The 15,993-nt window shown below is 48.4% G+C and carries 16 protein-coding genes; 11 read left to right on the top strand and 5 right to left on the bottom strand.

The window, feature by feature from the left end:
• Positions 1-167: 167 nt before the first annotated feature.
• Positions 168-1,028 (bottom strand): DegV family protein, encoded by an 861-nt coding sequence (locus tag M1D90_RS15645; protein ID WP_039072668.1) that lies wholly within the window; start codon positions 1,026-1,028, stop codon positions 168-170.
• Between the two features lie 163 nt (positions 1,029-1,191).
• On the opposite strand from M1D90_RS15645, the gene M1D90_RS15640 reads away from it, so the two are divergent.
• Both M1D90_RS15640 and M1D90_RS15635 read left to right on the top strand, forming a co-directional pair.
• Entirely contained in the window at positions 1,192-2,034 is an 843-nt protein-coding gene (locus tag M1D90_RS15640; RefSeq protein ID WP_020450912.1) for a YitT family protein, read from the top strand.
• Positions 2,035-2,049: 15 nt separating this feature from the next.
• Positions 2,050-2,502: a BsuPI-related putative proteinase inhibitor gene (locus M1D90_RS15635; protein ID WP_079289421.1), complete on the top strand. Its 453-nt coding sequence runs from the start codon at positions 2,050-2,052 to the stop codon at positions 2,500-2,502.
• Between the two features lie 89 nt (positions 2,503-2,591).
• Here the strand turns inward: M1D90_RS15635 and guaC are convergent, their stop codons facing one another.
• The 4 genes from guaC to M1D90_RS15615 form a co-directional block, all read right to left on the bottom strand.
• Positions 2,592-3,572, bottom strand: coding sequence for a GMP reductase (gene guaC / locus M1D90_RS15630; protein WP_020450914.1), 981 nt, complete (start codon positions 3,570-3,572; stop codon positions 2,592-2,594).
• 176 nt (positions 3,573-3,748) lie between these two features.
• Positions 3,749-3,937, bottom strand: a complete 189-nt coding sequence (locus tag M1D90_RS15625; protein WP_020450915.1) for a DUF3813 domain-containing protein — start codon at positions 3,935-3,937, stop codon at positions 3,749-3,751.
• A 1-nt stretch (position 3,938) separates the two neighbouring features.
• Positions 3,939-4,079 carry a hypothetical protein gene (locus M1D90_RS15620; protein WP_003180548.1) on the bottom strand — a complete coding sequence of 47 codons (141 nt, stop codon included), beginning with the start codon at positions 4,077-4,079 and terminating at the stop codon, positions 3,939-3,941.
• Positions 4,080-4,177: 98 nt separating this feature from the next.
• Positions 4,178-4,990 carry a Cof-type HAD-IIB family hydrolase gene (locus M1D90_RS15615; protein ID WP_020450916.1) on the bottom strand — a complete coding sequence of 271 codons (813 nt, stop codon included), beginning with the start codon at positions 4,988-4,990 and terminating at the stop codon, positions 4,178-4,180.
• A 121-nt stretch (positions 4,991-5,111) separates the two neighbouring features.
• Between M1D90_RS15615 and M1D90_RS15610 the strand changes: the two genes are divergently transcribed.
• From M1D90_RS15610 to argF, 9 genes are all read left to right on the top strand, one after another.
• Positions 5,112-5,879: a prolyl oligopeptidase family serine peptidase gene (locus M1D90_RS15610; protein ID WP_003180551.1), complete on the top strand. Its 768-nt coding sequence runs from the start codon at positions 5,112-5,114 to the stop codon at positions 5,877-5,879.
• 62 nt (positions 5,880-5,941) lie between these two features.
• Positions 5,942-6,250, top strand: coding sequence for a metal-sulfur cluster assembly factor (locus M1D90_RS15605; protein ID WP_003180552.1), 309 nt, complete (start codon positions 5,942-5,944; stop codon positions 6,248-6,250).
• A 354-nt stretch (positions 6,251-6,604) separates the two neighbouring features.
• Positions 6,605-7,642 carry an N-acetyl-gamma-glutamyl-phosphate reductase gene (gene argC / locus M1D90_RS15600; protein ID WP_456282864.1) on the top strand — a complete coding sequence of 346 codons (1,038 nt, stop codon included), beginning with the start codon at positions 6,605-6,607 and terminating at the stop codon, positions 7,640-7,642.
• A gap of 19 nt (positions 7,643-7,661) precedes the next feature.
• Positions 7,662-8,882: a bifunctional ornithine acetyltransferase/N-acetylglutamate synthase gene (gene argJ, locus M1D90_RS15595; RefSeq protein WP_023856641.1), complete on the top strand. Its 1,221-nt coding sequence runs from the start codon at positions 7,662-7,664 to the stop codon at positions 8,880-8,882.
• 13 nt (positions 8,883-8,895) lie between these two features.
• The gene (gene argB, locus M1D90_RS15590; RefSeq protein ID WP_020450920.1) at positions 8,896-9,672 is read left to right on the top strand and encodes an acetylglutamate kinase; all 777 of its coding nucleotides are present in this window, start codon (positions 8,896-8,898) and stop codon (positions 9,670-9,672) included.
• A complete protein-coding gene (locus M1D90_RS15585; RefSeq protein ID WP_095290020.1) occupies positions 9,669-10,826 on the top strand; it encodes an acetylornithine transaminase in 1,158 nt (385 codons plus the stop codon). Before argB ends, M1D90_RS15585 begins: the two co-directional genes overlap by 4 nt.
• A gap of 68 nt (positions 10,827-10,894) precedes the next feature.
• A complete protein-coding gene (locus tag M1D90_RS15580; protein ID WP_043054285.1) occupies positions 10,895-11,959 on the top strand; it encodes a carbamoyl phosphate synthase small subunit in 1,065 nt (354 codons plus the stop codon).
• On the top strand, positions 11,952-15,041 hold the full coding sequence (locus M1D90_RS15575) for a carbamoyl phosphate synthase large subunit (protein ID WP_456282863.1): 3,090 nt from the start codon (positions 11,952-11,954) through the stop codon (positions 15,039-15,041). Before M1D90_RS15580 ends, M1D90_RS15575 begins: the two co-directional genes overlap by 8 nt.
• On the top strand, positions 15,029-15,979 hold the full coding sequence (gene argF, locus M1D90_RS15570) for an ornithine carbamoyltransferase (RefSeq protein WP_020450924.1): 951 nt from the start codon (positions 15,029-15,031) through the stop codon (positions 15,977-15,979). The genes M1D90_RS15575 and argF overlap by 13 nt, the downstream gene beginning before the upstream one ends.
• Positions 15,980-15,993: the final 14 nt, after the last annotated feature.

Raw genomic sequence — 15,993 nt, 5'->3', positions numbered from 1 at the left:
GGTGCTCACGAATTGCAACATTCGCTCCGCTCCGATGCTCGGCCTTCCTAAACTGCAAGGGTTTTCAATCACGCTGATAGGATGACAAAATCCCAAAACTAAGAGCCGTTTTGGGATTTTGTCAACAATCTAAGGCCTGCTTTTATCAAGCAGGCCTCTGTTTTACCTTATCTTTTGTCTTTCCCCGGAAAAAAGACCGCCAATGTTCCGGGGCCGGAATGGGCGCCGACCGCTGAACCGACCATGTTGACGACGATTTCCCCCGGCTGAAATTCGGCTTCGATCATCCGTTTGACCTCTTCGGCCGTCTCTTCGTCATCTCCGTGGCTGATGCCGACCGTCTGTCCGCTCAAATCGACGCTTCTTTCTTTCATCAATTCGATCATCCGTTTGAGCAGCTTCTTTTTGCCCCGGATTTTTTCCAAGGGGACAAGCTTGCCGTCTTCAACATGCAGGAGCGGTTTAATATTCAGCAAACCGCCGACAAAAGCCGATGCTTTGCTGATTCTTCCGCCTCTTGCCAAATAAGTCAGGTCATCTACGGTAAAAATATGTTCAAGATGTTCGCAAAAGTCCTTTACAGACGATTCAATTTCTTGTATTGTATTGCCGTTAGTTGCGAGTTTAAGGGCGTGCTTAACCGCGAGCCCATAGCCTAATGAAGCGCATTTTGAGTCGATGATCCGCAGATCGAAATCAGGGAACTCTTCCTTGACTTCGTTTGCTGCCATCACAGCCGTCTGGTATGTTCCGGAAAGCTCTGAAGAAAAGGCGATATAGAGAGCGGGTTTGTTTTCGCCGGCCAGCTCGCTGAATGCATTCTTGAACCGCATCATGGACGGCTGGGACGTTTTCGGCGCTTTGCCTTCGCGCATCGCTTCATAAACGTCCAGAGGCTGAATCGTCAGAAGGTCATCGTACTCTTTTTCATCAAGCAGCACCTTTAACGGAATAAATGAGATGTGATGTTCATCATAAAAAGATTTCGGCAAATCTGCCGCACTGTCTGCTAAAAGGTGAACGTTCATTTGAACCCCTTCTTTCTAAAAAATGGTGGAAAAGGACGCCAAACTGTCCTTCGGTATATTTCGTTTTTTAGGTCAACTATATCATATATTTTTACATTGACGTTTTCAAAATATTGTTTTAAGGGTAAACCAAATATATACGAAAGTAGCGGAGGAACTAAATATGGTCATAGCTGAAGCAAAAAAATTGTTCATTGTCATCATCGGCGCCTTGTTAAATGCCATCGGATTGAATCTGTTTCTGATTCCCGCCGATGTTTACGCCAGCGGCTTTACGGGGGTGGCGCAGCTTTTATCGAGTGCGCTTGACCAGTACAGCCCGATTTACTTTTCAACGGGGACGCTATTGTTTATTTTAAACATTCCCGTCGGGATTCTGGGCTGGCTGAAGGTCGGGCGCTCATTTACGGTTTACAGCATTTTGAGCGTAGCCTTGACGACGGTCTTTTTAGGAATGCTCCCTGAGGCGAGCCTGTCAAACGATATTTTGCTGAACGCCGTGTTCGGCGGGGTGATCGCCGCGGTCGGAATCGGCCTGACCCTTAAATACGGGGCTTCAACGGGCGGTTTGGATATTATCGCGATGATCCTGGCGAAGTGGAAAGACAAACCGGTCGGCACCTATTTCTTTATTTTAAACGGTGCGATCATTTTAACAGCAGGATTATTGAACGGGTGGGAGAAAGCATTATATACGCTCGTTACACTATATGTGACAACCAGGGTGATCGATGCCATCCACACCCGTCACGCCAAGCTCACCGTTATGATTGTCACAAAGAAAGCGGAGGAGATCAAAGAAGCGATTTACGGAAAGATGGTCCGCGGCATTACAACCGTTCCGGCGAAAGGCGCCTTTACGAATGAACAGAAAGAAATGATGATCATTGTGATTACAAGATACGAATTATACGACTTGGAAAAAATCATTAATGAAGTGGATCCAAATGCTTTCACAAACGTCGTGCAGACAACGCAGGTTTTAGGGTTTTTCCGCAAAGATTAATGAAAGGGTGAATGAATGCGGCTGATTTCCATGATTGTAATGTTGCTGTTTGTCGGTGGATGCGGGCAAAACGGGGATCAAGTCCCCGATAAGGAGGTATCAGGGGAAGTGAATAACGGGAGTGTAACATTAACGGTTGAACCCGTTCAGAAGCAGGGAGAAATCGAATTTCGGATGTCGGTTGTCAACCATACGGATGATGTGGCAGAGTTTGAATTCAGCAGCGGACAGAAATTTGAACTGATCGTCAGCGACAAAGAAGGGAATGAAAGGTACCGCTATTCGAAAGGAAAAATGTTTACGCAGGCGTTCCAGACGATGACGCTCAAACCGAAAGAGTCTTACGATTTTACTGATGTATGGAAAGAGGTGCCTGAACCCGGCACATATGAAGTAAACGTGACATTTTTGGGAAGATCGGAACAGTTTGCAACTTTGAGGACCGGCAAAACGTTTGAAGTGAAATAGCCGTCAAAAAAGGCATCCCGGGAAGGATGCCTTTTTGTATGCTGTCAGGCAGAAGGGAAGGCGGCTGCCTGAACACCGCCCTGTGACCGTTAATATTGATCCCCGTTGAAAATAGAATTTTTAACGATAACGTAGTCTACGTTGCGGATCGCATCGAGCTTGTTTCCTCCCGCGTAAGAAATGGATGATTGCAGATCCTGTTCCATTTCTGTCAGCGTATCCATGATCGCGCCTTTATGCTCCACGTACATTTTTTTGCCTTCGACATTTTTCTTTTCACCTTTTTGGTACTCAGAAGCGGAACCAAAATATTCTTTGTAAAGCTTGCCGTCTTTTTCGATCGTTGCCCCCGGCGATTCTTCATGTCCGGCAAACAGCGAACCGATCATGACCATCGTCGCCCCGAATCTGACCGATTTGGCGATGTCCCCGTGAGTGCGGATGCCGCCGTCTGCAATGATCGGCTTGCTCGCCGCTTTTGCACACCAGCGCAGCGCAGCCAGCTGCCAGCCGCCCGTTCCAAAACCGGTTTTAATTTTTGTAATGCAGACTTTTCCGGGACCGATGCCGACTTTTGTAGCGTCGGCGCCGGCGTTTTCAAGTTCTCTCACAGCTTCGGGCGTTCCGACATTTCCTGCGATCACGAAGCTGTCCGGAAGATGTTTTTTAATGTGCTGAATCATATTGATGACGGCGTTCGAGTGACCGTGAGCGATATCGATCGTGATGTAATCAGGCGTGAGATTCTCTTTCACCAGCTCTTCGATAAACGCGTATTCGTCATCTTTGACTCCGACGCTGATTGAAGAAAACAAACCGCGCGCCTTCATGTCTTTTACAAAATCGATCCGTGTTTCCGGCTCAAAGCGGTGCATCACATAAAAGTAACCGTTTTCCGCTAATGAAACAGCCAGCTTTTCATCTATAATGGTCTGCATATTGGCGGGCACCACAGGCAGTTTAAATGTTCTTCCGCCGAACTGCACGGACGGATCACATTCAGAGCGGCTCTTGACGATGCACTTTGCAGGAATTAGTTGAATATCCTCGTAATCAAACACGTTTTCCAATATAAAAACCCCCAAAAACGAATATTTATTTATTTGTTATATAAAATGTTCGCCTTTTATAATGTACTTCCTTTTGCTTCCGATGTCAAATTTTTATGTTTTGAAATTTGAACATAAAAAAGGAGCCGTGCCGATGGCACAGACTCCTCTCCGGCTGTCAAAAAGCCGGCGTGTTGTTATGATCGTTGATCTAGCTGCTCCTGAAGATCGTGAAGCTGGCGCCGTTCGGCATCAGTTGAATTGGCGTATGCCGAGGAAAGGGCGTTTTTGGCTCTTGCAACGGCTTTCGCCTTTTCGCCTGAATCTGTCGAAGCTTCAGCTTCATGAACGGCTGCTTTGGCCATTTGAAACAGTTCGTTTCTCATGTTACAGCCCTCCGCATTCCGTCGGGCCGCTCTTTTGTTCAGCCTCTTCTAATGTGGAGCGGTAAGGGAACCTGGCGGCATGCTGTTTAAGCGAATCCTTGCCTTGCTGAATAAACCGTTTTGATTTGCTGCGTTTACCCATCTTGAAATTCCCCCTTAACACGAGTGACGGTCCGGTGCGGCCGTCTTCTCATAGTATTGCCGTTTTGAAAAGCCGTTTATGAATGGCAAATTATAATATTATAAAGCGAAGTAGTCCTTCAAAAAGACTGCGATTCCGTCTTCTTCGTTTGATTTTGTAACCTTGTTTGCAACGCTTTTTACCCCTTCGATGCCGTTGCCCATCGCCACGCCGCAGCCCGCGAACTCAAGCATTTCAAGGTCGTTGTCTTCATCGCCGAAGGCAATGACCCGCTCAGGCGGTATCCCGTAATAGTCCGTGATTTTCTCTAAGCCGACCGCTTTATTGATGCCGCTTTTAATCAGTTCGATCACATGCCACGGAGCCGCCCATCTTCGATGATCGACCATCTCCGCGTGAACGTCTGACAGGTAGGAGCGGATCGCCGGAACATCCTCTTCTTTTGCGTGGATCAGTACGCTTGTCACATCCTGGCCGAGGTTTGTCCTTAAATCTCCGACCGTAATATTCGGGCTGCCCATCGTAAAGACATCAATCAGTTTTTCGTCATGATAATGAAAATAAACATCATCGACAATTTCAGCAAGGATATTATGTACGTTGTATGTCTCGCTGACTTCAATAATCTGTTTGACCACCTCGAGATCAAGAGATGTATGGAAGCGTCCCCAGCTTTGATCTTTAGGATGATGGACAAACGCCCCGTTGAAATTGACGATCGGCGTATCGAGCTGGAGCTGATCATAATACACGGAGCTTGCTCGGAACGGTCTTCCCGTAGAAATGCACACGTAATGTCCATCTTCCCGCAGCTTGCGGATGACGTCGCTGGAGCTTTCCGAGATGGTCTTGTCGTCTTTTAATAATGTACCGTCTAAGTCCAATGCAATTAAATATGGTTTTGTCTCCATAAATGCTCCTTTGTTGTGAATTTGAAAGTTCTGACTACCTATAGTGTATCTTTTTACCTTCTTTATTGTCTACATGTTAAACTTATGATGATGGACATCCTAAAAGGAGGAAGAAACAGTCGTGATCATAATCGAGAAGCAACATATTTCAAACATTCCTCTTTTGCATATTGTAAAAGAGGAGAAAAAAGAGAAAGCTCTTCCTCTTGTTTTCTTCATACATGGTTTTACAAGCGCAAAAGAGCATAACCTTCACTTCGCATATCTGCTTGCCGAAAAAGGAATGCGCGTGGTCCTGCCTGAGGCTCTTTATCACGGGGAGAGGGAAGAACAGCTCACTCAGGAAGAGCTCGCCCCGAGGTTTTGGGAGATCGTCACGAATGAAATCAAAGAGCTCGAAGTGCTGAAAAACCACTTTGAACAGGAAAACCTGATTGAAAAGGGCCGTATCGGCGCCGCCGGAACTTCGATGGGCGGTATTGTCACGCTCGGCGCTTTGACACAATACGAATGGATTACAACTGCCGTCAGTTTAATGGGCAGTCCCGCCTATGTAGAATTTTTTGATCAACAGCTCGCTTTTATGCGTGAAAAGAAAATTGAACTTCCTTTCACAGAAGGACAAATCGAACAGCAGCGCGATAAACTGAAGCGTTTTGACTTGAGTCTGCAGCCGGACAAATTGAAGATGAGGCCGCTTTTATTTTGGCACGGCAAACAGGATGGCACCGTTCCGTTTGCTTTGGCGCGCCGCTTCTATGAATCGACGATTCCGCTGTATGAAACTCGGCCTGATTTGCTGCATTTTATCGAAGATGAGCGGGCCGGGCATAAAGTATCAAGGGAAGGCCTTTTGAAAACAGTCGAATGGTTTGATGCGCACCTTTAAGTGCTATCGGTTTAGAAAATGAAAGAAGTGCGTTATACTGATGAAAAAAGGAGTGAGGAAGAGTGGATGAAGCATTAAAAGAGAACATCATGGGCGCCCTTGAACAGGTCGTTGACCCTGAACTGGGCGTCGATATCGTCAATCTCGGCCTTGTATATGACGTGGATATGGATGAGAACGGCAAAACTGACGTGACTATGACTTTGACTTCAATGGGCTGTCCACTGGCACCGATCATTGTGGATGAAGTCAAAAAAGCGCTCGCAGATATTCCTGAAGTCAAGGAAGTTGACGTTCATATCGTCTGGAATCCGCCTTGGACACGGGACAAAATGTCGCGATATGCGAAAATCGCACTTGGCATACAATAACGTTTCCAGAGCCTGCTCAACCGTTGACAGGCTCTTTCTGTTTTGAAAAGGGAGCCGCTGTAATAGATAACACGGGCGTATCCAGGCAGATCGCCACTCCCGTTATAAAAAGAACGCTTGTACAAGCGTTCTTTTTTTATTGCAAAAACGCCAGCCGGCACATTCTCCGGTTTGAAAAGCGGAGAATCCGGGAAGAAGGGAACGGAGCACGACCAAGCCGCTGAAAAAGGACCGCCGGCGGGAAGAAAGAACCAATATGAAAGATGAAAAAAATATTAAATATACAATTGAATTAATTTTTATTCATGTTATAATGTTAAATAATTTCACAAAGACCAAGAAGGTGAACTTGTTTTGAAAATAGGTATTATAGGTGCTACTGGCTATGGAGGGGCAGAGATTATGAGGATTATGAAGTTGCACCCTTATGTAGATGAATGCATATTGTATTCATCGAGTGATGAGGGAGCCCGCTATGATGCCGCATACCCGCACCTTATGAAACTGACAGATCAACACCTGCAACCGATCGAAGTAAAGAAAATTGCGAACGAAATCGATTTTTTATTTATGGCTGCGCCTCCGGGGGTATCCAGCCGGCTGACGCCACAGTTTGATGCATATGACATACCGATCATTGACCTGTCCGGCGATCTCAGGCTGCAGAACCCGAGCGCCTATGAAAAGTGGTATAAAAGGGAAGCCGCCCCTGAACACGTGATTCAAAAAGCGGTATACGGACTGTCTGAGCTGAATCGGGAAGACATTAAAACGGCGCAGTACATAGCCAATCCAGGTTGTTTCCCGACAGCGGTTCTTCTCGGCTTGGCGCCGCTCGTCAAAAGCGGCAGCATCAACGAATCTTTTGTCATCATCGATGCGAAAACAGGGGTATCGGGAGCAGGCAGAAAGGCGTCGATGGGCACTCACTTTTCAGAGATCAATGACAATTTCAAAATATATAAGGTAAACGAACACCAGCATACGCCTGAAATCGAGCAGACTGTTAAACAATGGGACTCCGCATTTAAACCGATCACATTCAGCACGCATTTAGTTCCGATGACAAGGGGCATTATGGCGACCATCTACACAGAACTGAAAGACAGCATGGATGCCGAACAGCTCCAACTTATTTTTTCAAAATTTTATAAAGATTCATACTTTGTCAGAGTGAGAGAACCCGGTTCGTTCCCTGCAACTAAAGAGGTGTACGGCAGCAATTTTTGCGATATCGGCGTTACCGTTGATGAACGGACGAACAGAGTGACAATTGTGTCAGTGATCGATAACTTGATGAAGGGAGCCGCGGGTCAGGCTGTTCAAAACTTCAACATTATGAACGGCTGGAGCGAAACCGCCGGGCTTGAATTTACGCCAATTTATCCATAAGACGGGAGAGAACAAACATATGATTCAGGTGAGTCAAGACAGCATAAAAAAAACAGACGGAAATGTCGCTTCGCCTAAAGGCTATTTGGCAAAAGGGGTTCACTGCGGCCTCCGCTATTCAAAAAAGGATCTTGGAATTATCATCAGCTCAAGACCGGCGGTGAGCGCCGCCGTTTATACGCAAAGCCACTTTCAGGCTGCGCCGATCAAGGTGACGCAGGAAAGTCTCAAAAAAAGCGCGCATCTGCAAGCCGTCATCGTCAACAGCGCAAATGCCAACGCATGTACGGGAGAGCAGGGCTTAAAAGATGCATATGAGATGCGCCGCCAAAGCGCTGATATGCTTGGGATCGAGCCGGAACTGGTGGCCGTGTCCTCAACCGGCGTCATCGGCGAATACCTCAATATGGAGAGCATTACAAAAGGCATCAGCCTTCTCGCCGAGACTGAGCCTGCCGAAGGCGATTTCGAAGAAGCGATCTTAACGACAGACACGGTGATCAAACAAACGTGCTATGAACTGATGATCGGCGGTCAAAGAGTGACGATTGGCGGAGCAGCCAAAGGGTCGGGGATGATCCACCCGAATATGGCGACGATGCTCGGCTTTGTCACAACAGATGCATGCATCGAAGAAAGCGCGCTGCAAAGGGCATTAAGGGAAATTACGGACGTTTCATTCAACCAGATCACAGTCGACGGCGACACATCGACTAACGATATGGTGCTCGTCATGGCGAACGGATGCGCCGGAAATGAGCGCCTCCATGAAGAACACGAAGATTGGCCGGTTTTCAAAAAAGGCCTGCAGCTTGCCTGCACAGACCTCGCCAAACAAATCGCGAGAGACGGGGAAGGGGCGACAAAGCTGATCGAGGTTGAAGTGAACGGTGCGAAAAGCAATCTTGAAGCGCAAATCATCGCCAAAAAAATCGTCGGCTCAAACCTTGTAAAAACCGCGGTTTACGGAACGGATGCGAACTGGGGCAGAATCATTGTCGCGATCGGAGACAGCATGGCTGCTGTGACACCGGAGAAGGTAGAAATCTACCTGGGCGGCCAATGCCTTTTTAAAAATAACGAACCGCAGCCGTTTTCAGAAGAGCTGGCCAAAACATATTTAGAAAACAGCGAAGTGAAAATCGAGGTTCGCTTGCAGGAAGGTGACGGAAAGGGTACGGCTTGGGGCTGCGATTTAACTTATGAATACGTCAAAATCAATGCGAGCTATCGGACGTAAAAAGGGGATCACAATGGATAAAACAATCGTTTTTAAATGCGGCGGAAGCGTCATCCGCGAACTATCGGACGAATTTTTTCAAAATCTGAAAGAGCTGACCGAAAGCGGCTGGAAAATCGCACTCGTCCACGGGGGCGGGCCCGATATTACAAAGATGCTGAAGAAACTCAATATTCGAAGCGAATTCGTCAACGGACAGCGTAAGACGACAAAAGCGGTTCTTGAAGTCGCTGAAATGGTCTTATCCGGTTCGATCAACAAATTTTTCGTTGCCGAGCTGACAAAGCACGGCCTTCCGGCTGTCGGCGTATCAGGAAAAGACGGGGGACTGCTCCTTGCCGACTATTTAAATGAAAAAGAATACGGTCAGGTCGGGCGCATTAAAAAAGTAAACGGCCGAATGGCCGAAGCGCTCATGGAAAAAGGCTTTATTCCGGTTATCGCCCCCCTCTCGATGACGGATGGCTGTGAGACTTTGAATGTGAACGCCGATTTGGCGGCGTCGGCTGTTGCGGCAGCCTTGCACGCTGACAAATTAATGTTTGTGACAGACGTTAAAGGGATTATGAAAAACGAAGAAATGCTGAAAGAGCTGACGCCGGCAGACATCGAAAGCCTGATTGCTGAAGGCGTGATCTCGGGAGGCATGATACCAAAAGTGCATTCTGCAAAAGAAGCCCTCACAGATGAAGTGGATGAAGTGATGATCGTGAGCGGAAAAGGATCTTTCCTCACGAAAGACGATTTCATCGGCACGAAAATCATTAAACAAAAGGAGGCCGTATCGTGAGTCATTTATTTCAGACGTACAGCCGCTGGAATATCAATATTAAAAAAGCGAAAGGCACGATCGTTCAGGATGAGAAGGGGAACGCTTATCTTGATTTCGTCCAGGGAATCGCGGTCTGCAATCTCGGGCATTGCCCCGATTCAGTGACAGCTGCTGTCAAAAAACAGCTTGATGATGTCTGGCATGTTTCCAATCTGTTTCAAAATGAGCTTCAAGAAAAGGTTGCACAGCTTCTTGCCAAAAACAGTGCAGGCGATCTTGTCTTCTTTTGCAACAGCGGGGCGGAAGCGAATGAAGGGGCGGTGAAGCTCGCACGAAAACATACGCAAAAAACAAAAATCATAACGTTTCAGCAATCGTTCCACGGACGCACGTATGCGGGAATGGCCGCAACCGGACAGGAAAAGATCAAGCTCGGATTCGGACCGATGCTTGAAGGATTCCACTACTTACCTTACAACGAGCCGAAAGCATTTGCCGAATTGCAGGATGAAAAAGATATCGCGGCAGTGATGCTCGAGCCGATTCAAGGCGAAGGCGGCGTCATCCCTGCGAGCAGGGAATTTCTGCAGAGCGTTCAAGATTTTTGCCGCGATAAGCAGGCTCTCCTTATCGTCGACGAAGTTCAAACAGGAATTGGACGCACCGGTAAAGCTTTCGGATATGAACACGAAGGGCTGTCACCTGATATCATCACCGTCGCGAAAGGACTGGGCAGCGGTTTTCCGGTCGGAGCCGTGATCGGGAAAAAAGAGCTTTCAGAAGCGTTCTCTCCGGGTTCCCACGGCTCGACATTCGGAGGGAACATGCTGGCGATGGCTGCGGCAAACGCCACGTTGGAGACCATTTTTGAAAGCAGCTTTCTTGAAGAAGTGAGCGCCAAAGGAGCATTTTTGCATCAACAGCTGAAAGAAAAGCTTCAATTTCCGCTTGTAAAAGATATCCGCGGGAAAGGGCTGATCGCCGGAATCGAGTGCAAGGAACCTGTACAGCCGCTGATCGAAGCGCTTCAAAAGGAAGGTTTGCTCGTTCTTCCCGCGGGTCCGAACGTCATCAGACTTCTGCCGCCATTGACGGTTGCGAAAAGTGAAATCAAAGCGGCCGTGGAAAAACTGAAAGCTGTCATGGCAGATCATTCAGCTGTAAAACAGTAATTTTTTTTCGATATGTAAGTATAAAAATTCATGAATATCATTATTTATTCATCAAAGGTGGGCATAAGATGGAAGGATATTTAGTTCTTGAAGATGGTACATCCTTCAGCGGTGAACTGGACGGTCTTGACGGCTGCACCGGTGAAGTCGTCTTTTTTACGGGCATGACCGGCTATCAGGAGGTTTTGACAGACCCTTCTTATAAAGGCCAGATTATTGTCTTTACGTACCCGCTGATTGGCAACTACGGAATAAACGAAAGCGATGATGAAAGCAAACGGCCTCAGGTGAAAGGGGTTGTCGTCTATGAAGCGTGCGACAGGTTTTCCCATCATCAGGCGACAGAAAGCCTTCGGGAATACTTGGCGAAGTGGGATGTTCCGCTTTTATCGCACGTGGACACAAGAGCGGTTGTTCAGCATATCAGGGCAAAGGGGACGCTGAATGCCAGACTGACGAAACAAAAGGACGGCATTCCGGCTCCGCGCCAGCTGGAAAACTATGCGGCACAGGTTGCCGGACAAAACGAAAACGGCGCCTTTAGGGAAGGCAATACGCATATTGCGGTGATCGATTTCGGCTATAAAAAGTCGATCGCTTCATCGCTTGCAAACCGGGGCTGCAAAGTAACGGTCGTTCCCTATCAAGAGATGGACGGCATTTCAAAGCTGAATCCGGACGGGATCGTCCTTTCAAACGGGCCGGGCGATCCGAAAGCGATCCTTCCATATATGGATGCACTCCGGGATATCATCTCTTCCTATCCGACTCTCGGCATCTGTCTCGGGCACCAGCTGATCGCGCTCGCATTCGGAAGCGACACGTATAAGCTTCCGTTCGGCCACAGGGGAGCCAATCATCCGGTCATGGACAAAGAGACCGGACGCGTGTTCATGACAAGCCAAAACCACAGCTATGTCGTCGATCGGGACACCATCAGCGAAAATGAATTTTCCGTCAGATTTTATCATGTCAACGACGGTTCAGTAGAAGGGCTGATGCATAAAACACTGCCTGTCATATCCGTTCAGTTTCATCCGGAAGCCCATCCGGGACCGGCTGAAAGCGAGTGGATATTCGGCGAATATTTGAAGAAATTGAACGAAGCAAGGAGAGAGATCGCCCATGCCTAAAGATCAAACCATCAAAAGCATTCTCGTTATCGGGTCGGGGCCGATTATCATCGGGCAGGCCGCTGAATTCGACTACTCCGGAACCCAGGGCTGCATGGCGCTGAAAAGCGAAGGCTACCGGGTGATTCTTGTCAACAGCAACCCGGCGACCATCATGACCGATGAATCTTTTGCAGATGAAATCTATTTTGAGCCCTTGACAGTGGAAAGCCTCACACAAATCATCAAGCGTGAAAAACCGGACGGACTGCTCGCCAATCTGGGCGGACAGACAGCGCTGAATTTGGCTGTCGAGCTCGAAAAGGCCGGCATTCTTAAAACATACGGGGTAAAGCTGCTTGGAACATCTGTTGATACGATCGAAAAGGGCGAAGACAGGGAAAAGTTCCGCGCCTTGATGAAGGAGCTGAACGAACCTGTGCCGGATTCAGAAATTGTTGACAATCATGATGATGCGCTTCGTTTTGCGCTCTCAATCGGTTTTCCGATTATCGTGCGGCCGGCCTATACATTGGGCGGAAAAGGAGGCGGCATCGCGGCGACGAAAGAGGAGTTCCTGCCTTTAATCGAAAGCGCCCTCCTCGCAAGCCCGATTCACCAATGTCTTGTCGAAAAAAGCATTGCCGGTTTTAAAGAAATCGAATACGAAGTCATGCGTGACAGAAACAATACATGCATTACCGTCTGCAATATGGAAAACATCGATCCGGTCGGCGTCCATACGGGGGATTCGATCGTTGTCGCCCCGTCGCAGACATTAACGGATGCGGATTATCAAATGCTTCGTTCTGCCAGCTTAAAGATCATTTCCGCGCTCGATGTCGTCGGCGGCTGCAACATTCAATTCGCCCTGGACCCGGAAAGCAAAAATTATTATGTCATCGAGGTGAATCCGAGAGTAAGCCGTTCATCGGCCCTCGCCTCAAAAGCGACCGGCTATCCGATCGCAAAAATGGCGGCTAAACTGGCTGTCGGCTACACGCTTGCCGAGCTGAAAAATCCGCTCACAGATTCGACATACGCCAGCTTCGAGCCTGCTCTTGACTATGTCGTCGTCAAATTTCCGCGCTGGCCGTTCGACAAATTCAAACAAGCCGACCGTAAGCTCGGCACGAAAATGAAAGCGACGGGAGAAGTCATGGCGATTGACCGCAATCTTGAAGCGGCCCTGCAAAAAGCGGTCGCATCCCTTGAGCTGAAAACGTCAGGAACCCATTTGCCCGAACTTGGCGGCGCATCTTCAGAAGTGTTGTGGAAGCTGCTTGAGACTCCTGATGACCGCCGTTTCTTTGCGGTCATGGAGCTGCTGAGCAGGGGGGCTTCCATCAGCGAGATACACGAGAAAACGAAAATCGATAACTATTTCCTTCATGTGTTTTCTAATATCATTCAGCTGGAAAACATGTTGATGGAACAGGGAGACGCGCTGTCCGTCAGCCTTTTGAAAAAGGTAAAAGAAAAGGGATTTACCGACTTTACGATCGCTTCCCTCACCGGAAAGACGGAAGAAGAAGTGCGCGCGTTCCGCAAGAAAATGGGCATAGCCGCATCCTTTAAAATCGTCGATACATGCGCAGCTGAATTTGATGCGAAGACAAACTATTTTTACTCGACGTATTTTGGGAAAAGCGACGGAGACATCTCTCAAAAAACGAAAAAGCGCGCCCTGATCATCGGTTCCGGCCCGATACGGATCGGCCAGGGAGTCGAGTTTGACTACAGCGCCGTGCACGGCGTCATGACGCTGAAAAACCTCGGGTTTGAAACGATCATGCTGAACAACAACCCGGAAACCGTCAGCACGGATTATGAAATGGCAGACCGCCTGTACTTTGAACCGATTACACCCGAGCATATTCTCAATGTCGCTGAAGCGGAAGATATCGATTTTGCGATTGTTCAATTCGGCGGCCAATCCGCCATCAATGTGGCTGAAGCGATTGAAAAAGCGGGCATCACCCTGCTTGGGACATCATCGGAAACCCTTGACATACTTGAAGACCGTGATCAATTTTATCAGCTTCTTGACGAGCTCGGCATTTCTCATGCTAAAGGAGAAACGGCTTCATCAAAAGCGGAAGCGGTGCAGAAAGCAAACGAAATCGGCTATCCTGTGCTGATCAGGCCGTCATATGTGATCGGCGGCATGGGCATGATGATCGTTCACTCCGAAGCAGAGCTCAGAGAGCTGCTGGGCGGAGCGTCGCAAATGCCTTACCCGATTCTGATCGATCAATACGTATCGGGAAAAGAGTTTGAAATCGACCTTGTCAGCGATGGCGACGATCTCTACATCCCGACTTATATCGAGCATATTGAAAAAGCGGGCGTGCATTCAGGTGACAGCTACGCGATTTTGCCGGGGCCTTCGGTCACTCCGGAGATGAAAAGCGCCGCGCGGGATGCTTCCGCAAAAATCGTCCGCAAGCTCGGATTTAAAGGTATTATGAACATTCAATTTATAGCGGACGCGGATGAACTGCTCATCCTTGAAGTCAATCCGAGGGCGAGCCGGACGGTTCCGGTTGTCAGCAAGGTGATGGGGGTTCCGATGATCCCGCTTGCGGCGCAGCTGTTGGCCGGTTCGTCACTCAAAGAGTTGAACCCTGCCGCCAAAAACTCACGCGGCGTTGCCGTGAAGTTTCCGGTCTTTTCATCGCACGCTATTCAGGATGTCGATTTGAAGCTTGGACCGGAAATGAAATCGACCGGAGAAGGCATGTATGTCGGCTTCAATCCGGAAAGCGCCCTGAAGAAAATCTTTGCGGGAATCTGGCAAACGAAAGGCTGCATTTACATGGAAGGGGCCGGCGAGCTTCGTTCTCTCGCAGAACAGGCGGGTTTCACCGTACAGTCGGACGATTTTCCAGGCTGGATCAAACGGAAAGACAAAGCGCTGCACATCCATTTAGCCGAATCAAAAGAGGCGAGCAAGCAGCGAATGGAAGCCGTCACCCACGGTGTGGCGGTGATGACAGAGGAAGAGACGGTGCGGGCATTTTTGACGAGCGGGCATGGAACGACTAAAGCCGTGTCGCTTAAAGATTTATATAAAAAGGAAGTGGAGACATGTCTACTGTAAACATCGGGGCGACCCGGGAAATCAATCTGACGGGTAAGGATTTTTTAAGCCTGAAAGACTTTTCAAAAGAAGAGATCGTTTATTTGCTGAAAGAGGCAGCAGCGATGAAGCAAAATAAAATTCAAGACATCTTTAAAGGAAAAACATTGGCGATGATCTTTGAAAAGTCGTCGACGAGAACGCGCGTATCGTTTGAAGCCGGAATGGCGCAGCTCGGCGGAAACGCCCTGTTTTTAAGCAGTAAAGACATGCAGCTGGGCAGAGGGGAAACGATCGCAGATACCGCGAAAGTGCTTTCGGGTTATGTCGACGCGATTATGATCCGCACATTCGAACACGAAAAAGTCGAAGAGCTTGCCAAGCACGCCGAGATTCCCGTGATCAACGGATTGACCGATCTTTTTCATCCGTGTCAGGCGCTTAGTGACCTCTTGACGATTCAAGAGACGAAAGGAACATTAAAAGGGCTGAAAGCCGTTTATGTTGGAGACGGAAACAATGTCGCGCATTCGCTGTTAATCGGCTGTGCGAAAGTGGGATGCGACATTACGGTTGCTTCGCCTGAAGGGTATGAGCCGAATCAGGAAGTGGTAAGACTGGCCGAGGGATTCGCCGAAGAGTCCGGAGCGGCCGTCACAATCACAAATGACCCCGTGTCAGCCGTTCAACAAGCGGATGTCATCTATTCTGATGTGTTTACAAGCATGGGCCAAGAGAAAGAAGCCGAAGAACGGATGAATATCTTTGCTCCTTATCAGGTCAACAGAGCGCTTGTCTCCCATGCCAAACCGGATTACGTCTTTCTGCACTGCCTTCCTGCCCACAGGGAAGAAGAGGTCACCGCAGAGATCATCGACGGCCCGAATTCAGCGGTATTCCAGCAGGCTGAAAACCGCCTGCACGTCCAAAAAGCTTTATTAAAAGCACTGTTATCTTAAATAAAAAACAGCTG

The sequence above is a fragment of the Bacillus sp. JZ34 genome (genome assembly GCF_053903205.1).
The sequence above is the reverse complement of the archived record's forward strand: the minus strand, read 5'-3'. Positions and strand labels throughout refer to the sequence as shown.